The organism is Rouxiella sp. S1S-2 (assembly GCF_009208105.1).
GTDB lineage: Bacteria > Pseudomonadota > Gammaproteobacteria > Enterobacterales > Enterobacteriaceae > Rouxiella.
Genome location: NZ_WFKL01000001.1, coordinates 1,706,659 through 1,728,040, shown reverse-complemented (window position 1 = coordinate 1,728,040; position 21,382 = coordinate 1,706,659). Strand labels below are relative to the sequence as shown.

Sequence of the window (21,382 nt, the reverse complement as noted above, 5' to 3'; positions counted from 1 at the left end):
CCGTTCATACTGTTGGGGGTTTGCAGAGGGGGTATTTATAGGGCAAAAAAAATCCTCCTGCGACAGTAAGTTGCCGCAGGAAGCGCTTAAATTCAGGAGATTTTACGTGCCACAGTTTCGGATTAAACCGATTTTGCTGATGAATGATTTAGGCGTTTTCTACGAACTTGCTGGCTATAATAGCTCAGCGTTTTGCGCAGTTGCTCAAGCGTGACCGGCTTGGACAGACAGTTGTCCATGCCCGCCTCAAGACAAAGCTGCTTCTGCTCGGCCAGCGCGTTGGCCGTTACACCGATGACCGGCAGTTTATAATCGAGCTCACGCAGTCGTTTGGTTAAGCCGTAACCGTCCAAGTTTGGCATGTTAACATCGCTGAGCACGATATCAATCGAGTGTACTTTCATGGCTTCAAGCGCGTCGAGACCGTCATTGGCGGTGACCACCAGATACCCCATCGAACCTAATTGATCTGCCAGCAGTCGGCGATTAATGGGATGGTCATCAACCACCAGCAGATTAATGTCGCCATTATCCTGCGACTCCCCAACTTCCGGCAGCATCGCCAGGCTATTTTCGCTTACGTCGTTCAGACGATAAATACGATTAAGTAGCAAGGTAATCTCCAGCGGCGTTGAAGTGCTGTGGATCCAGTAACCGGGGCTACTTTCCTGCGGCGGACCAATATGGTCGATTGAGAATTCGATTTGCGCACAGAGTGCACCGCGGTGAATAAGCGGCGTATCGGTGATCAGCACGTCTTCAATGCGGCTCTCATCCTCGGGCTTCCAACGCTGAACATCAGCGCCGTGATGATGTAAAAGCTGCATCAAATAGCTCTCGAGATAACCGTTGCGGATATTGACCCACAGACGTTTTCCCGCCCAAAACGCCAGCGGCGGCGGTGCTGGATGTTTCTGCCCGTACAGCGGCAGGCGCACGGTGAACGCGCTGCCCAGTCCCGGTTCTGAATCGACTGAAATATCGCCATCCATCAGATTGATCAGCTTTTCGCAAATCGCCAGCCCCAACCCCGTCCCCTGGAAATGCCGCTGCACCCCGCTTCCGACCTGGAAAAAGGGATCAAACAGGCGAGTAATTTCCTTACCGGGAATGCCAACGCCAGTATCACGGATCATAAACTCCAGGTAATTTCCGCAGGTACGCGCGTGCAGTATGATGCAACCGGTATCGGTAAATTTAATGGCGTTATTGAGAATATTGGACAGCACCTGCTGCAAACGCACCGGATCGCCGACAAAAATCTCTGGCACGTTGTGCTCGATAAAGCAGTAGAGAGCAAGGTGTTTTTTAACCACCAGCGGCAAATAGTTACCGGCTACGTGGGTTATCACTTCGCGACATGAGAACTCCTGCGGCTCGATTTTAAGTTGCTCAGACTCTATTTTCGAGAAGTCGAGAATATCGCTGATGATTTTAAGCAGCAGCGCCGATGAGTTGTTCATCGCCGTTACCAGACGATCAACGCCCTGCGGCAGTCCCTGAGTTTGCAGTAAATCGAGGTTACCGATAATGCCGTACAGCGGCGTGCGCAGCTCGTGACTGACCGTCGCCAGGAACATCGACTTCGACTGGCTCGCCTGCTCGGCCGCGTTAGCCATTTCTTGCAGCGACTCTTCCATCTTGACGCGCGCGCTGACGTCGATCAGCACACAGATGGCCACGTCCTCGTTGCGGTAGCGAGAATGTACAAAGCTGAGCTGTATATTGTTGTTATCACGAGTAATAATGTCCATAAACCGCGTTTGCTGGTCACAGATAATACGCGTGATGCGCTGTCGGTCTTCGTGCGTCAGCATCGAAATATAGTTATGCGCCAGCTCGTTACTGAGGATGTTGACCCCGTCGCTGATGCGCAGAATAGAAATACCCACCGGCGCCGAGGCGACAATTTTATGGTTGAACTGCTCGTGCTCCTCGAGGCGGAAGGCGTTCTCTTCAGCGGGAAGGAACATTTTTCGCTCAAATAGCCATGCCAGCACAAAAAGCAGTAGCGCAGAGAAAAGGTTCAGCAGTACCGCATTGAGGATGAGAATTTTGAAACGCTCAATGATGGTCTTGAACGGCAGGGAATAAACGATGCTCATCGAAGACGGCGGCAGAGGCTTTTTGTAAATCAGGTCGTTATAACCGTTCATGTAGCCAAAATAGCTTTTCCCGGCAGGATAGCGGTCAAGGATCGAAATATAACGATCACCATCGGAAAAACTCATCAACGGCGTGTCATCGGCGTCAAGCACCGTGACGCTAGTGTGCGAGGTGCCGGAGGCCGTTAAATCGTCGAGACGCAGTGTTTGCTGAACGCCCATCAGCGCTTCTAACTTATTGCCGATATAAATTGGCGTCAGCACATAAAGATTTCCCTGATCTTTATTGGAACCCGCCTCTACCCAGTACTGACTTTTATCTTTGTCCTGACTTTTACTGTTGCGGTATTTAATAATTTTATCGTGCAGCGTCTTGAGCACGTTTTCGCGCTCGATAGGCGTGGTGTTGGCAATCAGACCAAAGTCGACCAGGCAAAGATTCTCGCCGCCGATGTAGAACACCCTCTTCAGGTCATAATCATCGGAGAAGTTATCCTTCCAATACTGGATCATATTGCCCAGCGAGGTCAACGCGTTGTGATTACTTTCAGTGACTTGTGAGCAATCAGAGTCGCTAAAAGGTGAATGATAGGAAGGGGTGACATTTTTGGTGCTCAGAACGCCGTTGATGATGTCCAGACCATTTATCGAGTCACCAAGGCGTTTTTCAGCCATCGCCTTTACGCTGCGCACAATATCTGCAGTATTTCTGATGTAGCTTTGGGCCTGATTGTAGCTGAGGTTGTCCTCTTCGCGGATTTCAGACTCTTTATTATGGAATATATTCAGTACGTAGAAAGTCGTCAGCAGTGCGCCGAGCGACCAAAGCATGATAGCCAGTACCCTGAACAGGTAACGGGAGATTCTTAACGTTGTTCGAAACGAAGTTAAATACTTCAAGCGGCTACCATATCTATCACGTAAAAACGTATAAAAAAACAAGGGCACAATATGTCGCCATATTATGCCCTTTATTATTCAACCAATGAAATCGATTTTATTCGTCTTCGGCCGGTTGTTCGTCATCTTCTGCGTCGACGTCTTCAGGTGCTTCACTTTCCTGCGCGGCTTCCAGTTCACCTTCAACCGTTGCTACGCCGTCCAGCTCTTCATCTTCAACAGGTTCGGCAACGCGCTGTAGGCCGACAACGTGTTCGTCATCGGCAGTACGGATAAGCGTGACACCCTGGGTGTTACGGCCTACGGTACTGACTTCAGAAACACGTGTACGAACCAGCGTACCGGCATCGGTGATCATCATGATCTGGTCAGCGTCATCCACTTGGATTGCGCCGATAACCGGACCATTACGTTCACTTACCTTAATGGAGATAACGCCCTGAGTGGCACGAGATTTCGTTGGGTATTCGCTCGACTGGGTACGTTTACCGAAGCCGTTCTCGGTAACGGTAAGAATACAGCCGTCTCCGCGAGGAATAATCAACGACACTACGCTGTCGCTTTCGCCCAGACGGATACCGCGAACACCGGTCGCCGTTCGGCCCATCGAGCGCACGGCCTCTTCAGAGAAGCGCACAACTTTACCGGCGGCGGAGAACAGCATGACTTCATCTTTACCGTCGGTCAGGTCGACACCAATCAGCTCGTCACCCTCATTGAGGTTGATAGCGATGATACCCGCGCTGCGTGGGCGGCTGAAATCGGTCAGTGCGGTCTTCTTGACCGTACCGCTTGCGGTTGCCATAAATACGTGGCGCCCTTCTTCGTATTCACGCACCGGAAGAATCGCGGTGATACGTTCGTTAGGCTCAAGCGGCAGCAGGTTGATAATCGGACGCCCACGGGCACCACGACTCGCTTCCGGCAGTTGGTAGACCTTCATCCAATACAGACGTCCACGGCTGGAGAACATCAGAATGGTGTCGTGCGTGTTGGCAACCAACAGGCGGTCAATAAAGTCTTCTTCTTTAATACGTGCCGCAGACTTGCCTTTACCACCGCGACGCTGCGCTTCGTAATCGGTCAGAGGCTGGTACTTGACGTAGCCCTGATGCGAAAGCGTAACAACCACGTCTTCCTGATTAATCAGGTCTTCGATGTTGATGTCGGAGGTGTTGGCCGTGATCTCGGTGCGACGTTTGTCGTTGTACTGATCGCGAATCGCTTCAAGCTCTTCACGAATAACTTCCATCAGACGGTCCGGGTTTTCGAGGATAAAGATAAGCTCGGCAATTTGCGTCAGCAGCTCTTTATATTCGTCGAGCAGTTTTTCATGCTCAAGCCCGGTCAGTTTCTGCAAGCGCAGATCCAGAATCGCCTGTGCCTGTTGTTCGGTCAGGAAGTATTTGCTGTCGTGAATACCGAACTGCTTCTCGAGCCATTCAGGACGCGCGGCGTCATCACCGGCAGCGGCCAGCATGGCGGAAACGTTGCCCAGATCCCAGGAACGGGCGATCAGACCCGCTTTCGCTTCGGCAGGCGTGGGTGCAGCACGAATAAGCTCGATGATAGGGTCGATGTTTGCCAGAGCAATCGCCAACGCTTCGAGAATGTGTGCACGGTCGCGCGCTTTACGCAGTTCGAAAATAGTACGACGCGTCACCACCTCACGGCGATGGCGCACAAACGCGGACAGGATCTCTTTCAGGCCCAGAATCTTTGGCTGACCCTGATGCAGAGCAACCATGTTGATGCCGAAAGAAGTCTGCAGCTGAGTGAGTGAATAAAGGTTATTCAACACCACTTCGCCAACCGCGTCGCGTTTGATTTCGATAACGATACGCATACCGTCTTTATCAGACTCGTCGCGCAGCGCACTGATGCCTTCGAGACGCTTCTCTTTAACCAGCTCAGCAATCTTTTCGATCAAACGCGCTTTGTTCACCTGATAAGGAATTTCGTGAACAATAATGGTTTCGCGGCCGGTTTTGGCATCAGCCTCTACTTCAGCACGTGCGCGAATGTAGATTTTGCCGCGACCGGTACGATAAGCCTCTTCAATACCGCGACGACCATTGATAATGGCAGCCGTTGGGAAGTCAGGACCTGGAATGTGTTCCATCAGCCCTTCAATGCTGATGTTTTCGTCTTCAATATAGGCCAGACAGCCGTTGATAACCTCAGTCAGGTTATGCGGCGGAATGTTAGTGGCCATACCCACCGCGATACCGGAAGAACCGTTGACCAACAGGTTGGGAATACGGGTCGGCATAACGGCAGGGATCTGCTCTGTGCCATCGTAGTTCGGCACAAAATCAACGGTCTCTTTTTCAAGGTCTGCCAACAGTTCGTGGGCAATTTTTGACATGCGTATTTCGGTATAACGCATGGCAGCAGCGGAGTCGCCGTCTACCGAACCGAAGTTACCCTGCCCGTCCACCAACATATAGCGGAGGGAGAAGGGTTGAGCCATACGAACGATGGTGTCATATACCGCAGTGTCGCCATGCGGGTGATATTTACCGATAACGTCACCGACCACACGGGCCGATTTCTTATAGGCTTTGTTCCAGTCATTACCCAGAACGTTCATTGCGTAAAGTACGCGGCGGTGCACCGGTTTTAAACCATCGCGCACATCTGGCAGCGCACGTCCGACGATAACGGACATCGCATAATCCAAATAAGAGTTTTTAAGCTCTTCTTCGATGTTTATCGGTGTGATTTCTCTGGCAAGGTCGCTCATGGAGCTGCTATCCCTCTACTGATTATTCATGGCCGCTGCCTAGATAGGCAAAGGTGTAAAATTATACCACAAAGCTGTGATTCGTGGGAAACAACCGCACCCTTATGCTCACTATTATTCCGCGTCTTTCAATCCATTGCACAAGTTGAACAATTGGCAGACGTCTTTTGTACAAATAACAGACGAAAGACAAAGCGCTGACTCTCGGTCACTGGAATATGTATAATCCGTTTTACCAGGCATAAGGAGTTTATCAGCCCAATGACAACCACATCGAACGGTCATCAACAAAATATCATCCCGAAAAATGGGGCAACCCAGAACGTGGATCAGTCTGAAATCGCCAAATTTGAGGCCGTAGCCTCACGCTGGTGGGATTTGGAAGGCGAGTTTAAACCGCTGCACCGTATCAATCCGCTGCGTCTGAACTATATTCTCGAGCGTTCGAACGGGCTGTTCGAGAAAAACGTGCTCGACGTCGGCTGCGGCGGCGGTATTCTGAGCGAAAGCATGGCTGTAGCCGGTGCTACTGTGACCGGTTTGGACATGGGGGCAGAGCCGCTTGAGGTCGCCCGTCTTCACGCGCTGGAAAGCGGTGTGAAGGTAAAATACGTGCAGGAAACCGTGGAAGCGCACGCCGAGGCTCATCCACAGCGCTATGACGTCGTCACCTGCATGGAAATGCTCGAACACGTTCCTGATCCAGCTTCCGTCGTTGCCGCCTGTGCGCGTCTGGTTAAGCCCGGCGGTCACGTGTTTTTCTCAACCATTAACCGCAACAATAAAGCCTGGCTGATGGCAGTATTCGGCGCCGAGTACGTGCTCAAGATGGTGCCTAAAGGTACCCACGATATCAAAAAGTTTATCAAGCCTTCCGAGCTGCTTTCGTGGATAGACCGCACGCCGCTGTTTGAGCGTCACATTATTGGTTTGCACTACAATCCGCTGAGCGACAGTTTCAAGCTCGGCCCGAACGTTGACGTTAACTACATGCTGCACACCCAATCGCAGGAATCTGCTGAAAGTTAAGCATTAGTCAACCCCTCTGCGCCCTCCTGGCCGGCTAAATACGGGCTTAACCGAATTTAGCCGGCCAGGATTTAAGATAAAAGCTTAGTTTTTAGCGCGTTGAGTGCTATCACTGTTTAACATGATTTTTTAGAATAGTTTTCTTCTGCAATATAGCGTTTTTTTCTAACGTTTAATAAACCGGCAGTCGATCAAGTTTTCGAAAAATATAAGAAAATCGTATTACAGATATTGACAGTTCTTTAAGGCCTTCTGCGCTGGGCACTGCGGACGCGACCACAGATTTTCTCCCCAACTTATCCACAAAACAGGCCGGTTTCATCCCTTGCAAAAGTATGGGTTGAACACTATCTTGTCGTCATTAAATATCAAATCCACAATATGTAGTGTTTATATCCTGAGCAGCACACTAGGTTTGGTCTGGGCGTCTTAGCTCGGCGAAGCCTTTTGCACGTTGTCGTCAGTAACTTTATAAACCTTAAAGGTATAATCCCGAATGAATCAGAGTCTACTTGTTACTAAACGTGACGGTCGTAAAGAACGCATTGATCTTGATAAAATCCACCGAGTCATCGACTGGGCGGCGGAAGGTCTCCAAAACGTATCAGTTTCTCAAGTAGAATTGCGTTCCCACATTCAGTTTTACGACGGGATTAAAACGGCTGACATCCACGAGACTATCATCAAGGCTGCCGCAGACCTTATCTCCAAAGATGCACCGGACTACCAATACCTGGCCGCGCGCCTGGCTATTTTCCATCTGCGTAAAAAAGCGTACGACCAGTTCGAGCCGCCGCACCTGTTTACTCAGGTCAGCAAAATGGTCGAGATGGGCAAATACGACAAACATCTGCTGGAAGACTACACGCGTGAAGAGTTCGAGCAGATGAACAGTTATATCGATCACTGGCGTGACATGAACTTCTCTTACGCTGCGGTCAAGCAACTCGAAGGCAAGTATCTGGTGCAGAACCGTGTAAGCGGCCAAATTTATGAAAGCGCCCAGTTCCTGTATATTCTGGTTGCTGCCTGCCTGTTCTCCGGCTACCCGCGTGAAACGCGCCTTAACTACATCAAGCGCTTCTACGACGCCGTATCAACCTTTAAAATCTCGCTGCCTACGCCAATCATGTCCGGCGTGCGCACCCCAACCCGTCAGTTCAGCTCCTGTGTACTGATCGAATGCGGCGATAGCCTGGACTCCATTAACGCCACCTCCAGCGCCATCGTGAAATACGTTTCACAGCGTGCCGGTATTGGCATCAACGCCGGCCGTATTCGTGCATTGGGTAGCCCAATTCGCGGCGGTGAAGCGTTCCATACCGGCTGCATTCCTTTCTACAAACACTTCCAGACGGCGGTTAAATCCTGCTCTCAGGGCGGCGTTCGCGGCGGTGCTGCAACCCTGTTCTACCCAATGTGGCATTTGGAAGTTGAAAGTCTGCTGGTACTGAAAAACAACCGCGGCGTTGAAGGCAACCGCGTACGTCATATGGACTACGGCGTGCAGATCAACAAACTGATGTACCAGCGTCTGGTCAAAGGCGGCGACATCACGCTGTTTAGCCCGTCTGACGTGCCTGGACTCTACGATGCCTTCTTTGCCGATCAGGATGAGTTTGAGCGCCTGTATGTTCAGTACGAGCAGGACGACAGCATCCGCAAGCAGAAAGTGAAAGCGGTTGAACTGTTCTCCCTGATGATGCAGGAGCGCGCCTCTACCGGCCGTATTTACATTCAGCACGTTGACCACTGCAACACGCACAGCCCGTTTGATCCGGCGATTGCACCGGTTCGCCAGTCCAACCTGTGTCTGGAAATTGCGTTACCTACCAAGCCGTTAAACGACGTTAACGACGAAGAGGGTGAAATTGCGCTGTGTACGCTGTCAGCCTTCAACCTTGGCGCTATCGACAGCCTCGACGATTTGGAAGAACTGGCCACGCTTGCCGTACGTGCACTTGACGCCCTGCTCGACTATCAGGATTATCCAATTCTGGCGGCTAAACGCGGTGCAATGGGTCGTCGTACGCTGGGTATCGGCGTAATAAACTATGCTTATTATCTGGCGAAACATGGCGTTCGCTACAGCGACGGCAGCGCCAATGGCCTGACTCACCGCGCGTTTGAAGCTATTCAATATTACCTGTTGAAAGCCTCCAACGAGCTGGCGCGCGAGCAAGGTGCCTGCCCGTGGTTCAACGAGACGACCTATTCGCAGGGCATTCTGCCTATCGACACCTATAAAAAGGATCTCGATGCGTTATGCGACGAGCCGCTGCACTACGATTGGGAAGCGCTGCGTGCCAGCATTGTCGAACATGGTCTGCGTAACTCGACGCTGTCTGCGCTGATGCCGTCTGAAACGTCTTCACAGATTTCAAACGCCACCAACGGTATTGAACCTCCACGCGGCCACGTCAGCATCAAGGCATCAAAAGACGGCATTCTGCGTCAAGTAGTGCCTGAGTACGAGCGTCTGAAAGACCAGTACGAGCTGCTGTGGGACATGCCGAATAACGACGGTTACCTGCACCTCGTCGGCCTGATGCAAAAATTTATCGACCAGGCGATTTCGTCGAACACCAACTACGATCCATCCCGCTTCGCCAACAGCAAAGTGCCAATGAAGCAGTTGCTCAAAGACCTGCTGACCGCCTACAAATATGGCGTGAAAACGCTGTACTACCAGAACACCCGTGACGGTGCGGATGATGTTCAGGAAGATATGAAGGCTGACGTTGATGACTGCGAAAGCGGTGCCTGCAAGATTTAATGGCTCAAATTCAAAAACCGCCCCTGATTAGGGGCGATTTTTTCAGAGGATGTTATGGCTTACACCACTTTTTCCCAAAATAAAAACAATCAACTGCTAGAGCCTATGTTCTTTGGCCAGTCGGTGAACGTTGCGCGCTTCGACCAGCAGAAATACGAAATTTTCGAAAAGCTGATTGAAAAACAGTTGTCTTTCTTCTGGCGTCCGGAAGAGATTGACGTTGCGCGCGATCGTATCGATTTTCAGGGTCTGCCTGACCATGAAAAACACATCTTCCTCAGCAACCTGAAATATCAGACGCTGCTGGATTCGATTCAGGGTCGTAGCCCTAACGTCGCCCTGCTGCCGCTTATCTCTATTCCAGAATTGGAAACTTGGGTTGAAACCTGGGCGTTTTCAGAAACCATTCACTCACGTTCTTACACGCACATTATCCGTAATATCGTGAACGATCCGGGTCTGGTATTTGACGATATCGTCACCAACGAAGAGATCCTAAAGCGCGCGAAAGACATCTCCGGCTATTACGATTCGCTGATTGAGATGACCAGCTATTATCACCTTTTGGGTGTTGGCACGCATCAGGTTAACGGTAAAACCGTCGTGGTAGACCTGCACGAGCTGAAGAAAAAGCTCTACATCTGCCTGATGAGCGTGAATGCGCTCGAAGCAGTGCGCTTCTACGTCAGCTTTGCCTGTTCGTTTGCCTTCGCCGAGCGCGAGCTGATGGAGGGTAACGCAAAAATCATCAAGATGATCGCCCGTGACGAGGCTCTGCACCTGACCGGCACTCAGCACGCGCTGAACCTGCTGCGCAGCGGCGTTGATGATCCGGAAATGGCCGAAATCGCCAAAGAGTGCGAGAAAGAGTGCTATGACCTGTTCGTGCTGGCCGCCGAGCAAGAGAAAGACTGGGCAGAATACCTGTTCCGCGACGGCTCGATGATTGGTCTTAACAAAGATATTCTTTGCCAGTACATTGAATACATTACCAATATTCGTATGCAAGCGGTGGGATTAACGGCACCGTTCAAGACGCGCACTAACCCGATCCCTTGGATTAACGCTTGGTTAGTGTCTGACAATGTGCAGGTTGCGCCTCAGGAAGTAGAAGTCAGCTCTTATCTGGTGGGTCAGATCGATTCAGAAATGAATGCCGATGACCTGAGCGATTTCGAGTTCTAATTAATGAGTCAGCCGATTATTACGCTGCAGGATTCCGGCACAACGCTCGTCTGCGAAGGCGAGCACAACAACCTTCTGGAAGTCTTTGAATATCATAAGGTCGTGGTTGAATACCAGTGCCGCGAAGGCTACTGCGGCTCGTGCAGAATGCGTTTATTGAAAGGTGAAGTGGCGTACAGTGCCAAGCCGCTGGCATTTATTCAGGACGGTGATATTTTGCCGTGCTGCTGCCTGCCGATCGGGGACGTTGAGCTGGCGTTTTAAAAATCTCACCTCTATCTTCTGTTGTTTTCTCCCTCATTGAGACGCCATTTCCCCCATCCCACCCCAAAAGGGGACGTTGGGATGGGGGCACAACATACTGATTGCTAGATTTTTTCCAGCACCGTCAGCCACGGATAATCCGCGACAACCGGCCACTCATTCAGATAACGGCGCAGCATATCCATAGCCACCATCGCTATCGTCTCTTGACGCAGCTCGTGACCGTGACGGCCTGCGGTGTACTCAATGGTCATGCCGCGGGTGCCCGCGGGGGTATGCAACGCCAGGCTTAAGCGGTTTTCCCACACCCCGCCTACTGCTAACGCCAGCTGCGTGCCGCTGCTCTCGGCCAGGGTTTGTGCGCGAGCCAACACGGCAGAAAGCGATTCATCGGCCGTGCCGGTCGGCAATAGCTCGCCACCCGCCAGCGGTACATCCGCATTCTGCATCCGCCAGTTAAGCAGCCCGCCGGTAAAGCTTTCACTGATCGCCAGGCGTAAATTCTGCTCGAGCAGCCTTTCAGCAAGGCGCGCTGGCAGGCCACCCCAGCCTTCAAAAATAGTACTTTCGCCCGCAACTTCACGTACGCGTTCCCAAATCTGCCGCATCGCTGCTTCCTGGCTGCGAGGGCCAGTAAGCTTGAGCTCGATAATTGGCGAAGAAGAACGATAACCAATCGCCACACCTTCTGGCAGCTTCAGCACGTCGAGCTCACTTGCTAAATCACTTTCTCCGCGTCCGAAGGTGGTTAAACGCAGGCACAGTGGCGCTTCAAGGGCCGGATGGTCGCGATGCAGACGCGGTACAATCTGCTGTTCGACCATGACTTTAAATTCGGAAGGAACACCCGGCGTAAAGAACATCTGGCAGCGATTGAGCTTTAAGGTAAAGCCGCAGGCGGTGCCAACCGGGTTATCAAGGACGTCTGCGTTAGCAGGAATTTGCGCCTGCTTGCGGTTGGATGCAGCCATCGGTCTGCCGCGCTGAGAGAAAAAGGCTTCCATAGTCGCAATCCAATCGGCATCCTCAATCAACTCGACGCCGCAGGCCGTTGCCGCCGCCAGAGAACTGAGATCATCACTGGTTGGCCCAAGACCGCCGTTAACAATCAATACGTCAGCGATGTGGCTGCGTTCAAGCAGAACAGCAACCAGCGCATCGAGGCTGTCGCCGACGGTTTCACGGCTCGTCATGGGCAAGCCCTGTTCAAACAGGTAGCTCGCAAGCCACGCCGCGTTTGAATCGACTATCTGCCCGTGCAAAACTTCTTCGCCGGTGCTAAGCATCTCAACCCTAAGCATTGTCCTCTCCTTCCGTTACGTAGTTTTTGCTTTAAAAATTAACCGCCCCACCGATATAAGCACCGTCTGCGATAACATTGTCGCGATGACCGTCTTTGCCCTCAAGTGCCTGATAACGATAGCCTACATCAACGCTAACCAGGCTGATAGGTGTGAAGCGGATGCCGCCGTTAGCTTCTTTATAGTTATTGATGCCGCTGGAAAGTGAATCTGGCGCGTAATAACCCTCACCGTACAGGCTCACGTAGCGGCCGAGTGGCAACTGCAAACCACCGCCCACAGGAACCGCATAGCCGTCGCTGCCGTTTTTAGGGCTGGTGTAGAGTGCCTTGGCGCCTACGGTTGCCATAAATGGGCCGAGTCCGATGTTGTAACCCAGACCAAGACCTGCAACGTCGCCGTCGTTGTCGCTGTGGGCCCAGTTGCCGGTCAATGCCAGACCTGAGGTCGTAGTACCCAGGCCAAAGCCCAGATTAGTGTAGTGTTGGCCGATTTCTGCATTCACGCCAATTGCGTGGGCAGAAACGGTGGCCATCATAAGCGCAGCGGCCGAACAGGCCAGTAGAGACTTTTTCATTATTTATCCTGAATAATCATAAAACTAGTGTTTGAAACATCAGCAGGCAGTCTAAAGCAATTCACCGGCGGAGTAATCAGCCCAAATGCTTAAAATTTATTTCAACCTCAAGGTAAGTTACCTGATGGAAATTAAATAAATGCGACGAATTGAAGCCAAAAAATGAAAAGCCCCACCTTCAGATGACCTTAGGCGGGGCTTTGTTAATCCCTGGGAAGAAGTCGCCCCTTAACTTGCCGTTTTAAGCATACTCTGCTGATACGCACGTTGACGGGTTACCCACGGCAGCACCACAATCGCCAGCAGTCCACACACTGCTGAAATCGCCAGCCACACGCCGGGCATCGCTTTGTTACCGGTCACGTGGATGAGGTAGCTGGAAATTGCCGGCGTAAACCCGCCGAAAATGGCGGTTGCCAAACTGTAGGCCATCGAAAAACCGGTCGCTCGCACCTCGGGAGGCATTACCTCGGTCAGAGCCACGACCATTGCCGAGTTGTAGCTGGCGTACATAAACGACAGCCACAGCTCAACCTCCAACAGGCGTGCAAAACTCGGGGCACCCACCAGCCAGTTTAGCGCTGGATAGGAGGTCAGAAGAATCAATGCGCTAAAGGTCAATAGCAGCGGACGGCGCCCAACTTTATCGGAGAATGCTCCCATAATCGGCAGCCAAAACAGGTTTGAAATCCCTACACACAGCGTAACGATAAAACTTTGCTGCTCACTGAGCTGCAACACGTTTTTACCATAAGTCGGCGTAAACGCGGTGATCATGTAAAACGAAACGGTCGTCGTCACCACCATCAGCATGCCAACCAGCACAATTTTCCAGTTGCTGCCTACGGAGCGTACAATTTCGCTCATTGAAGGATGGTGCTTACGCTGCTGGAAGGCATCGGTTTCCTCCATCATGCGACGGATCCAGAACAGGAACGGCACAATCATGCAACCAATGGCGAACGGGATACGCCATCCCCACTCGTTCATCACCGTGTTGCCCAACAGGTTATTCAGCAACACGCCAAGCAGCGCAGCAAACACCACTGCCACCTGCTGACTGGCCGACTGCCAACTGACGTAAAAGCCTTTTTTCCCTTTTGGCGCAATCTCGGACAGATAAACAGAAACACCGCCCAGCTCAACGCCGGCAGAGAAGCCCTGCAGCAGGCGGCCGAGCAGGATGAGGATCGGCGCGGCGACGCCAATACTGTGATAACCGGGCACGCAGGCGATGGTCAAGGTACCAAACGCCATCAACCCCAGCGTGATAAGCAGTCCCTTTCTACGGCCATGATGGTCAATGTAGGCACCAAGCACCATGGCGCCCAAAGGCCGCATCAGGAATCCCGCGCCGAAGGTCATCAGCGTGAGCATCAGCGAGGCAAAGGGGTTGGAATCAGGGAAGAAGGTGTGTGCAATGGCGTTAGCGTAATAGCCGAACACCATAAAATCGTACATTTCGAGAAAATTCCCGCTGGCGACGCGGAAGATATTTTTGGCTGTACCCTGCCGGTTGCCACCGGAAGTGGCGTTAATGGATGACATTGTGTTAACTCCTGGTTTTTTTATACCTCCAGTTAACATTTCTTTATCATCACTCAATGTGATGGCATTCACATTTCCATAGCCGGCTATGTAGTTATCGGTAACACAATATTAACCAAGGTTATCGATCGGCGTATTTTGCCCTACCCCAGTGCATGACCTCGCGTCGAGACACTTTTATACCGCCATTCTGCAAATTTTCTGGCAGCCTAAAAAGTGCGATCGGCCGTTGAAAACTCGCCAGTTTATCGCGCGCCCATTCCATTAGCTCGGCGAGCGTCGGGCTGCCCTCTCCTTCAATAACCGCTACCGGTCGCTCGCCATACTGCGGGTCGTCAACCGGGATAATAAATACCGCATTAAGCTGCGGATGTTCCAGCAAAATTCGCTCAACCTCTTCCGGCTGAATCCCCTCGCCGCCGCTAAAAAAAAGATTATCCAGCCTGCCGTTAATATTCAATTCGCCGTTCTGCCACTCGCCGCTGTCGCGCGTGTGCAGCCAACCGTCGGTTTCATCCAGAGGCTGCAATCTGCCCTGTTGCCAATAGCCCAGCGCCATTGAAGCCGCACGCAGCTGAATTTCCTGATTAACGACTCGGACCTCGCGCCCTTTTAACGGATTTCCCACACCTGGCAAGTCATCGGCGCGCTTGGCGGTAACAGTGGATGCCGTTTCGGTCATCCCGTAGCCACACCAACAGCGAATGCCCGCCCGTTCGGCGCGCTGAACAAGCGCTTGTGGAATATCAGCCCCGCCAAGCAGCACGTCGCACAAACCCGCCGTCGAGACGCTACTCTCGAGCAAACGCCACAGCTGAGTAGGCACCAGCGATGCATGGGTGCTGAACTGCAGAGCCTGCGCCAAAGGACGGCCATCGCTGAGTACTAATCCTGCGCCAACTGCGAGCCAGCGCCAGACAATGGCCTGCCCCGAAACGTGAAACAACGGCAGCGAGAGCAGCCAGCGGTGTTGATGCGTGAAAGACATCAGCTCAACCACGCCCTCGGCGCTGGCAATATGCGCCGCGAGTGTATGCACCGCCGCCTTGGGTAAACCGTTAGACCCCGAGGTTAGGGTCAGCGTGGCCGCTCTTGCCGATGACCACACCGCAGCGTGCTGACGGGATAGTGTGGCCTTTTGCGCCACGACCTCGGGTCGGATAACTTCATGGGTTAAATCCATTACGCGGGAAATACCCAAACGCGTGAGCAATACTGGCAGTGTGCCTGCGGCAAGCTGAGGATTCAGCGGCAAACAGCACGCGGCGAGCTGTAACAGGGCAAAATAAGCCAGCAATAAGTCGAATCCGTTATTACCACGCACATCACCGATCAGTGCCACTGCCTCGCCGGCCCGAACGCCTTGAGCGCTAAATTCGGCCGACTTATGGTCGATTTCACGGGCCAATTCTGCCCACGTCAGCGTTTTGTCTGCCAAAAAAATAGCCACTGTGTTGGGTGAGCGCCGCTGCCAGTGTTGCCAAGGCCAGTCGTTTATTGCTGCCATATAACCTCCAGCGCATCGGCCGTTATTAACGGCAATCTACTGCCCGGCCAAGGACGCAACAGTTGGGCTTGCATCAGGTTGAGGGTATCAAGTCCCGGCGTACTTTCCGGTAACAGCCAGCGGGAGAGCCGCGCCAGCTGACTCAGCCCTAAGCTGGATTCAAGACTGGAACTGATAACCACCTCTATCCCCAGGCTTTGCGCCTCGGCTATCTGCCGCTGGCAGGCGTCAATACTGCCGGTGAGGGTAGGCTTGAGGATAATAGCCGCTACGCCAGACTGCCGCTGCAACATAAAGCCTGTTTCGCGCAGGCTTTCGTCCCAGGCAATCGCAATACCGGTGGCGGCGGCAAATTCCAGCGACTGCTGCGGGGTGTGACACGGCTCCTCAATAAAACAAATACGCCTGCGCTGCTCGGCGCAAAGATAGCGTGCAAAGGCCGCGGCCTGGCTAGGGCTCCAACTGCGGTTAGCATCGAGGCGCAGCTTCAGGTCAGGCAACGCCTCAAGCAGTGAGCTGACGTTTAATCCATCGCCCACCGCCTCATACAGTCCGACCTTTACCTTACCCAACTTACTGTTCGGCAGAGCATTAAGTTGGAGCAGCAGTTCGTCTGGGTCCCCGTGACACATCACTGCGCGTCGCGTGTCGAAAGCCGTAGGCAACGAGCCGTCAATTTCCGCCAAGGCGCAGCTCACGCCAAAGGCCACTGAGGGCAACGCGCAATCGGGAAACGGGTCGCCTCGTTGCCATCTGTCGAGCAGCGGTAGAAGCGCCAGTTGCGCCTGCTCTAAAGACTCTGGGCTAAAACCGGGCAGCGGCGCTATTTCTCCCCACCCTTGTCGGTGGTTTTTCCATAGCTCAATCAGCAAACCCTCACGGGTTTTAAGCCGCTGATTGCGCAGTACGACTCCGGCGTCCATCGGCAGTGAGTAGCGGTACACTTTTACACGGCGCATCACGGATTACGTTTAAATCGGCTGAAATCAGGCGCGCGCTTTTCATTGAATGCATTGCGCCCTTCCTGACCTTCAGCGGTCATGTAAAACAGCATGGTGGCATTACCCGCCAGCTCCTGAAGGCCCGCCTGTCCGTCGCAGTCGGCGTTAAGGGCCGCCTTCAGACAGCGCAGTGCTATCGGGCTGTTTTGCAGGATTTCTCGGCACCAACGGATGGTCTCTTTTTCAAGCTCGGCCAGCGGCACTACGCTGTTCACTAATCCCATATCCAACGCGGCAGCCGCGTCGTACTGACGGCAGAGGAACCAGATTTCACGGGCTTTTTTCTGCCCGACGATGCGCGCCATATACGAAGCGCCCCAACCGCCATCAAACGATCCCACTTTAGGGCCGGTTTGCCCAAACATTGCGTTGTCTGCGGCCAGCGTGATGTCACACATCATATGTAAAACGTGTCCCCCCCCGATGGCATATCCGGCCACCATCGCCACCACCGGTTTGGGGCAAGTGCGAATTTGGCGCTGAAAATCCAGGACGTTAAGGTGATGCACGCCGCTGTCATCACGATAGCCACCGTAGTCGCCGCGCACCTTCTGGTCGCCGCCCGCGCAGAAGGCTTTATCCCCCTCCCCGGTTAAAATAATCACCCCGATGCTGTCATCAAAACGGGCGTCTTCCATTGCGCGCATCATCTCTTTGACCGTCAACGGACGAAAAGCATTGCGCACCTCGGGACGATTAATCGTGATTTTAGCCATGCCGTCGGCCGATTTATGATAGCGGATATCCTCAAAATCAGCCGAGCAGTCCAGCCAGTTGAGGGGCGCATAAAGGCGTTTCTCGTCGATAGGGATCATCTCGGTTCTCTTTTAAACGGTTTAAGGAAATAAATTCAGTCAGACGATTGGCAAACAGTGCCGCCTGCGCCCGATGGGCATTGTGACCGGCTCCCTCTATGGCAGTGTGCGGCAGGTTCGAGCGATGGATAAGCGAGAGGAATTTTTCATCTTCGCTGCCACACAGCCAGAGATAGGGAATACGAAGCTTGCGGATTTGTGGGCGTAAATCAGGCTGCAGCGCCAACGAGGTCGCGGTAAATATCGCGGCCAGCCTTTGGGGATCATTGGCCAGCCGCAGCTGAATAAGCGAGCAGCGCTGCGCGGCAGACAGGTCGTGAAACACCGGTTGTCGATACCACTGCGTTAGAAAATTTTGCAACGGCATCTGCTGCAGTTTTTCACGCCAGCGGCAGTCGCACTGCTGTCTTGACTGCCTTTGCAATAAGGTTTCAAGTCCAGGATGCCCGCCTTCAATAACCAGCCCCTGCAGGCCAGAATTTTCCCCGCAGCAGGCGTGATAAAGGGCGACTCTACCGCCGAGCGAATAGCCGATTAGCCAATATTGACTGATGTTATGCTGCTTGAGGGTCACGCACAGTTGGTGACTCAGGTCGGCGAATCCGGCGGCGGTAAGGTGTGCCGATGCACCGTGCCCCGGAAGGTCAACCAGCAGGCAGCGCCAGTGTGATAGATGATTGAGTAAAGAATACCAATCACTGCCGTTGCCCAAAAATCCATGCAAAAACACCAGCCACGGGCGTGTAGTGGCAAAACTGCCACCGTCGATGCGAGTGCAGGAAAGGGTCATAATTCACTCACCTGCTGCAACAGCTGCGTCAATGCTTCGCCGCCTGCGGTGGGGGCCACCATAAGTTCAATCAATGTGACGCCGCCGTGCTGCCAATGCTGAGTCACATCGTGAAGCAGCGCATGCCAGCTTTCGGGTCGGGAATACTGCAAACCGAACGCAGCGGCGGCGTAACTGAAATCAATCTGCTGCGGCATGCAGTAAAAACGCTGACGTGCGGCCAGCGGCGTTGGCAACAGGGAGAAAATTTGCCCGCCCTGATTATTGACCACCAGGATAACCACCGGGGCAGAGCTTTGGCGTAGCAGCGCCAGAGAGTTGAGGTCGTAGAGGGCGGAGATGTCTCCCAGCAGGATAAGCGTCGGCCTGCCACAGGCGCGTTCCACACCGGCGGCGGTCGCCAGCAGGCCATCAATACCGCTGGCACCGCGATTAGCGAATACCGGATATTCAACAGGCAGTTGGGCAAAGGCGTCGACCATTCGCACCACCAGACTGTTGCCTAAAAACAGCTGTCCGTGCGGCGGCAACAGCTCGACAATTCGGCTGGCCACCTGTGCTTCACCAAACTGCGTAGCTAAACGTTGCTCAACGCAGGATTTGGCCATAGAAGAGAGAGTGGCCAGTGATTCTGCCCACGGAGCTTGGGCTAATGCAGGATGCTGACTCAACCATGGGCCAATCGGTGAAACAATGCGTCGCCCGCGATGATGTGCGGGATCCAGGCGTCCTGCCCGGTTTTCAATCAACCAATACTCTGCTACCTGACAGGATGACTGCCACTGCAACAGCCGCTTGCTGGTCAGCCGGCTGCCAAATTGAACCACCAGCTCTGCACGCTGTAATAACGCTTGTGCCTTAGGATTCGCTAACCACAAATCCGCGCAGGCGAGAGGCTGTCCGCTATGCGACTGAGTATCCGACAGCAGCGGCCAGCCGAGCGTGGCCGCCCATTGCGCCACCCGTTTTCCTTCATCCACACTCAAACACCCGGCAATCACTACCCCGCGCCTTTGACACCCAGCCTCCCAATCGTGCAGGACCGGCGGATGAAAATGGACCGATTGCTGCAGCCAGGGCTTACTGCCCTGCCACCAGTCGCCGAGCGCCCCGCTCCACGCCGCGTCTTCCTCGTCCGGCTCACCGTATAGCGGTTCGGCAAAGGGGCAATTAATATGGACTGCTCCGTGCGTTTGACGGCCCATCAGTTCATCGATTGCCGACACCAGCCAGCGGGCGGCAATCGTCGCCGTCGGCGTGGGTAAATTTAAGGCATCGGTGACGTGAGAGGAGAAAATGCCCGGCTGTGAAATGGCCTGATTGGCCCCGCAGCCGATAGACTCGAGCGGGCGATCGGCGGTCAGCATTATCAACCTTTCACCGGTAAGGCCGGCCTCAATAACCGCAGGATAGAGGTTCGCAACGGCGGTGCCCGAGGTGACAATCACCGCCACGCGTTCACCTGCGCCTTTGGCAAGTCCCAGCGCCAGGTGCCCTAATCCGCGCTCGTCGAAATGAGTATGGCAAATAAAATGCGCATTGGCCGCCGCGGCCAACGTAAGGGGGGTGGAGCGTGAACCGGGTGCAATACAGACGTGGCGAACGCCGTGACGTGACAAGGCTTCAAGAATGACATTTGCCCAGCGATGGTTAAACGCGCTCATCGACATAGCCTGTTCCCCCGCTTATTTTGCCTGATGGCAGAATTATGCGCGGTTAACTGATGTCAGATGCTGTTACAGATCAAAAGGACGTTTCGGGAGGGAGAAATGTTAAAAAAATAGAGACAGCCTTAGCTGTCTCATTGTGGTTCACGCGGTGTTCATCGCAATAACTCGGGCGTCTAGCGGCGTAACAGCAGCCCAACAACCAAACCTACTGCCGCACCTACACCTACGCCGTGCCATGGTTTGTCATGCACGTAGGAATCGGCCTGACGGACCACGGTTTTCGCCTTCGCGCAGTAGGAGTCAGTTGCCGAACTCAGACGTGATTGCACGTCATTCAACGCCTGCTCGGCTCGGCTCTTTATTTCGATATATTTCTCATCCGCTTTATCACCTGAAGATTTAAGCACCTCTTCCAGCGTTTCACTGAGCATTCTGAGATCATCATCAAGACTGGTTTGCTGTGGTTCGAATTGGTTAGCCATTCTGTTCTCCTTGTTGTGTGATTCAGCGAGTTTTGCACCCGATGTCTTTAACCCTAGCCTACTTTCAGCCGAGTTGCTGCCCCAAGTGGCAACTAAATACACCGGATTCAGCCTTTTAAGAACCTTCCGACCCTGGCACTGCGGAATAAGCTACCGGAGGAATTTTGCTTTTTAGTCGCGCCTCGCTAAGCGCCCGCTGCTTGTGCAACAGCCACATTCCGCTCAATTTCATGGCATAGGCAAATATCAGCCCAAGCAGCAGCGAAACAATGATTGTCTGCCAGTTTTGTTGGCTTGCAAGCACGGCACTGGCACCTATAAAGGTTCCGGGGAGAAAGGCCAGCCACTGATACGTAGACTGCATGCACATGGCAAACCCAACCAGTCCGATAACTACGTAGCCTAAAATGCTCCATTCGGGGCGTAGGGCGCTGCCCGTTTTAATCATTTCGCCCCAGAACACTCCGCTACAGCAGGTCAATATGGTGATCAAAAAACCTCTCAAACCGCTTATCGGTGAAGCAAAGCAGGCGGCATAACCCAGAAAACCCGCCCAGCCAATCAGGCCAAGCGTAATAGCAATCCAGCCCCAAATCCCTGAAAGAAGCCCTGTCGTTATGGCAATCATAAATAAAACATTCATTGCAAAGTCCCCAGTCAATACGACCGAAAAATAAAGTGCAGAT

16 protein-coding genes are annotated in these 21,382 nt (G+C 53.1%); 4 read left to right on the top strand and 12 right to left on the bottom strand.

The genetic code is table 11. From position 1 onward, the window contains the following. Window positions 1-122: 122 nt before the first annotated feature. Together rcsC and gyrA are read right to left on the bottom strand one after the other, a co-directional pair. Complete coding sequence (gene rcsC / locus GA565_RS07985) at window positions 123-3,005, bottom strand: two-component system sensor histidine kinase RcsC (protein WP_152198036.1); 2,883 nt, start codon at window positions 3,003-3,005, stop codon at window positions 123-125. Window positions 3,006-3,102: 97 nt separating this feature from the next. Then, a complete protein-coding gene (gyrA, locus tag GA565_RS07980; RefSeq protein WP_152198035.1) occupies window positions 3,103-5,751 on the bottom strand; it encodes a DNA topoisomerase (ATP-hydrolyzing) subunit A in 2,649 nt (882 codons plus the stop codon). A 261-nt stretch (window positions 5,752-6,012) separates the two neighbouring features. On the opposite strand from gyrA, the gene ubiG reads away from it, so the two are divergent. The 4 genes from ubiG to yfaE all read left to right on the top strand — a co-directional run bounded on the left by ubiG (window position 6,013) and on the right by yfaE (window position 11,005). Next, window positions 6,013-6,780 carry a bifunctional 2-polyprenyl-6-hydroxyphenol methylase/3-demethylubiquinol 3-O-methyltransferase UbiG gene (ubiG, locus tag GA565_RS07975; protein ID WP_152198034.1) on the top strand — a complete coding sequence of 256 codons (768 nt, stop codon included), beginning with the start codon at window positions 6,013-6,015 and terminating at the stop codon, window positions 6,778-6,780. A gap of 496 nt (window positions 6,781-7,276) precedes the next feature. Beyond that, entirely contained in the window at window positions 7,277-9,556 is a 2,280-nt protein-coding gene (gene nrdA / locus GA565_RS07970; protein WP_152198033.1) for a class 1a ribonucleoside-diphosphate reductase subunit alpha, read from the top strand. A 54-nt stretch (window positions 9,557-9,610) separates the two neighbouring features. Continuing rightward, on the top strand, window positions 9,611-10,741 hold the full coding sequence (gene nrdB, locus GA565_RS07965) for a class Ia ribonucleoside-diphosphate reductase subunit beta (RefSeq protein ID WP_152198032.1): 1,131 nt from the start codon (window positions 9,611-9,613) through the stop codon (window positions 10,739-10,741). Window positions 10,742-10,744: 3 nt separating this feature from the next. Continuing rightward, window positions 10,745-11,005 carry a class I ribonucleotide reductase maintenance protein YfaE gene (gene yfaE / locus GA565_RS07960; RefSeq protein WP_152198031.1) on the top strand — a complete coding sequence of 87 codons (261 nt, stop codon included), beginning with the start codon at window positions 10,745-10,747 and terminating at the stop codon, window positions 11,003-11,005. 104 nt (window positions 11,006-11,109) lie between these two features. On the opposite strand, the gene GA565_RS07955 is transcribed toward yfaE, so the two are convergent. The 10 genes from GA565_RS07955 to GA565_RS07910 form a co-directional block, all read right to left on the bottom strand. Next, a complete protein-coding gene (locus GA565_RS07955; RefSeq protein ID WP_152198030.1) occupies window positions 11,110-12,306 on the bottom strand; it encodes a nicotinamide mononucleotide deamidase-related protein YfaY in 1,197 nt (398 codons plus the stop codon). Between the two features lie 31 nt (window positions 12,307-12,337). Next, the gene (locus tag GA565_RS07950; RefSeq protein ID WP_152198029.1) at window positions 12,338-12,883 is read right to left on the bottom strand and encodes a YfaZ family outer membrane protein; all 546 of its coding nucleotides are present in this window, start codon (window positions 12,881-12,883) and stop codon (window positions 12,338-12,340) included. 228 nt (window positions 12,884-13,111) lie between these two features. Continuing rightward, complete coding sequence (locus tag GA565_RS07945) at window positions 13,112-14,431, bottom strand: MFS transporter (RefSeq protein ID WP_152198028.1); 1,320 nt, start codon at window positions 14,429-14,431, stop codon at window positions 13,112-13,114. Window positions 14,432-14,552: 121 nt separating this feature from the next. Next, complete coding sequence (menE, locus tag GA565_RS07940; protein WP_152198027.1) at window positions 14,553-15,938, bottom strand: o-succinylbenzoate--CoA ligase; 1,386 nt, start codon at window positions 15,936-15,938, stop codon at window positions 14,553-14,555. Continuing rightward, window positions 15,926-16,897, bottom strand: coding sequence for an o-succinylbenzoate synthase (menC, locus tag GA565_RS07935; RefSeq protein WP_152198026.1), 972 nt, complete (start codon window positions 16,895-16,897; stop codon window positions 15,926-15,928). Before menC ends, menE begins: the two co-directional genes overlap by 13 nt. Next, window positions 16,897-17,754, bottom strand: coding sequence for a 1,4-dihydroxy-2-naphthoyl-CoA synthase (gene menB, locus GA565_RS07930; protein ID WP_152198025.1), 858 nt, complete (start codon window positions 17,752-17,754; stop codon window positions 16,897-16,899). The genes menC and menB overlap by 1 nt, the downstream gene beginning before the upstream one ends. Next, on the bottom strand, window positions 17,693-18,544 hold the full coding sequence (gene menH / locus GA565_RS07925; protein WP_152198024.1) for a 2-succinyl-6-hydroxy-2,4-cyclohexadiene-1-carboxylate synthase: 852 nt from the start codon (window positions 18,542-18,544) through the stop codon (window positions 17,693-17,695). The genes menB and menH overlap by 62 nt, the downstream gene beginning before the upstream one ends. Then, window positions 18,541-20,214, bottom strand: coding sequence for a 2-succinyl-5-enolpyruvyl-6-hydroxy-3-cyclohexene-1-carboxylic-acid synthase (gene menD, locus GA565_RS07920; RefSeq protein WP_152198023.1), 1,674 nt, complete (start codon window positions 20,212-20,214; stop codon window positions 18,541-18,543). The genes menH and menD overlap by 4 nt, the downstream gene beginning before the upstream one ends. Window positions 20,215-20,387: 173 nt before the next feature. Beyond that, window positions 20,388-20,696: a stress response protein ElaB gene (gene elaB / locus GA565_RS07915; RefSeq protein WP_152198022.1), complete on the bottom strand. Its 309-nt coding sequence runs from the start codon at window positions 20,694-20,696 to the stop codon at window positions 20,388-20,390. 115 nt (window positions 20,697-20,811) lie between these two features. Next, window positions 20,812-21,339: a DUF1097 domain-containing protein gene (locus GA565_RS07910; RefSeq protein ID WP_152198021.1), complete on the bottom strand. Its 528-nt coding sequence runs from the start codon at window positions 21,337-21,339 to the stop codon at window positions 20,812-20,814. Between the last annotated feature and the right edge of the window lie 43 nt (window positions 21,340-21,382).

What these genes read in the sequence shown, in the direction of transcription:
- gyrA (WP_152198035.1), bottom strand. Translation starts at nt 5,751, where the DNA reads ATGAGCGACCTTGCCAGAGAAATCACACCGATAAACATCGAAGAAGAG.
- ubiG (WP_152198034.1), top strand. Translation starts at nt 6,013, where the DNA reads ATGACAACCACATCGAACGGTCATCAACAAAATATCATCCCGAAAAAT.
- nrdA (WP_152198033.1), top strand. Translation starts at nt 7,277, where the DNA reads ATGAATCAGAGTCTACTTGTTACTAAACGTGACGGTCGTAAAGAACGC.
- nrdB (WP_152198032.1), top strand. Translation starts at nt 9,611, where the DNA reads ATGGCTTACACCACTTTTTCCCAAAATAAAAACAATCAACTGCTAGAG.
- yfaE (WP_152198031.1), top strand. Translation starts at nt 10,745, where the DNA reads ATGAGTCAGCCGATTATTACGCTGCAGGATTCCGGCACAACGCTCGTC.
- GA565_RS07955 (WP_152198030.1), bottom strand. Translation starts at nt 12,306, where the DNA reads ATGCTTAGGGTTGAGATGCTTAGCACCGGCGAAGAAGTTTTGCACGGG.
- GA565_RS07950 (WP_152198029.1), bottom strand. Translation starts at nt 12,883, where the DNA reads ATGAAAAAGTCTCTACTGGCCTGTTCGGCCGCTGCGCTTATGATGGCC.
- GA565_RS07945 (WP_152198028.1), bottom strand. Translation starts at nt 14,431, where the DNA reads ATGTCATCCATTAACGCCACTTCCGGTGGCAACCGGCAGGGTACAGCC.
- menE (WP_152198027.1), bottom strand. Translation starts at nt 15,938, where the DNA reads ATGGCAGCAATAAACGACTGGCCTTGGCAACACTGGCAGCGGCGCTCA.
- menC (WP_152198026.1), bottom strand. Translation starts at nt 16,897, where the DNA reads ATGCGCCGTGTAAAAGTGTACCGCTACTCACTGCCGATGGACGCCGGA.
- menB (WP_152198025.1), bottom strand. Translation starts at nt 17,754, where the DNA reads ATGATCCCTATCGACGAGAAACGCCTTTATGCGCCCCTCAACTGGCTG.
- menH (WP_152198024.1), bottom strand. Translation starts at nt 18,544, where the DNA reads ATGACCCTTTCCTGCACTCGCATCGACGGTGGCAGTTTTGCCACTACA.
- menD (WP_152198023.1), bottom strand. Translation starts at nt 20,214, where the DNA reads ATGTCGATGAGCGCGTTTAACCATCGCTGGGCAAATGTCATTCTTGAA.
- elaB (WP_152198022.1), bottom strand. Translation starts at nt 20,696, where the DNA reads ATGGCTAACCAATTCGAACCACAGCAAACCAGTCTTGATGATGATCTC.
- GA565_RS07910 (WP_152198021.1), bottom strand. Translation starts at nt 21,339, where the DNA reads ATGAATGTTTTATTTATGATTGCCATAACGACAGGGCTTCTTTCAGGG.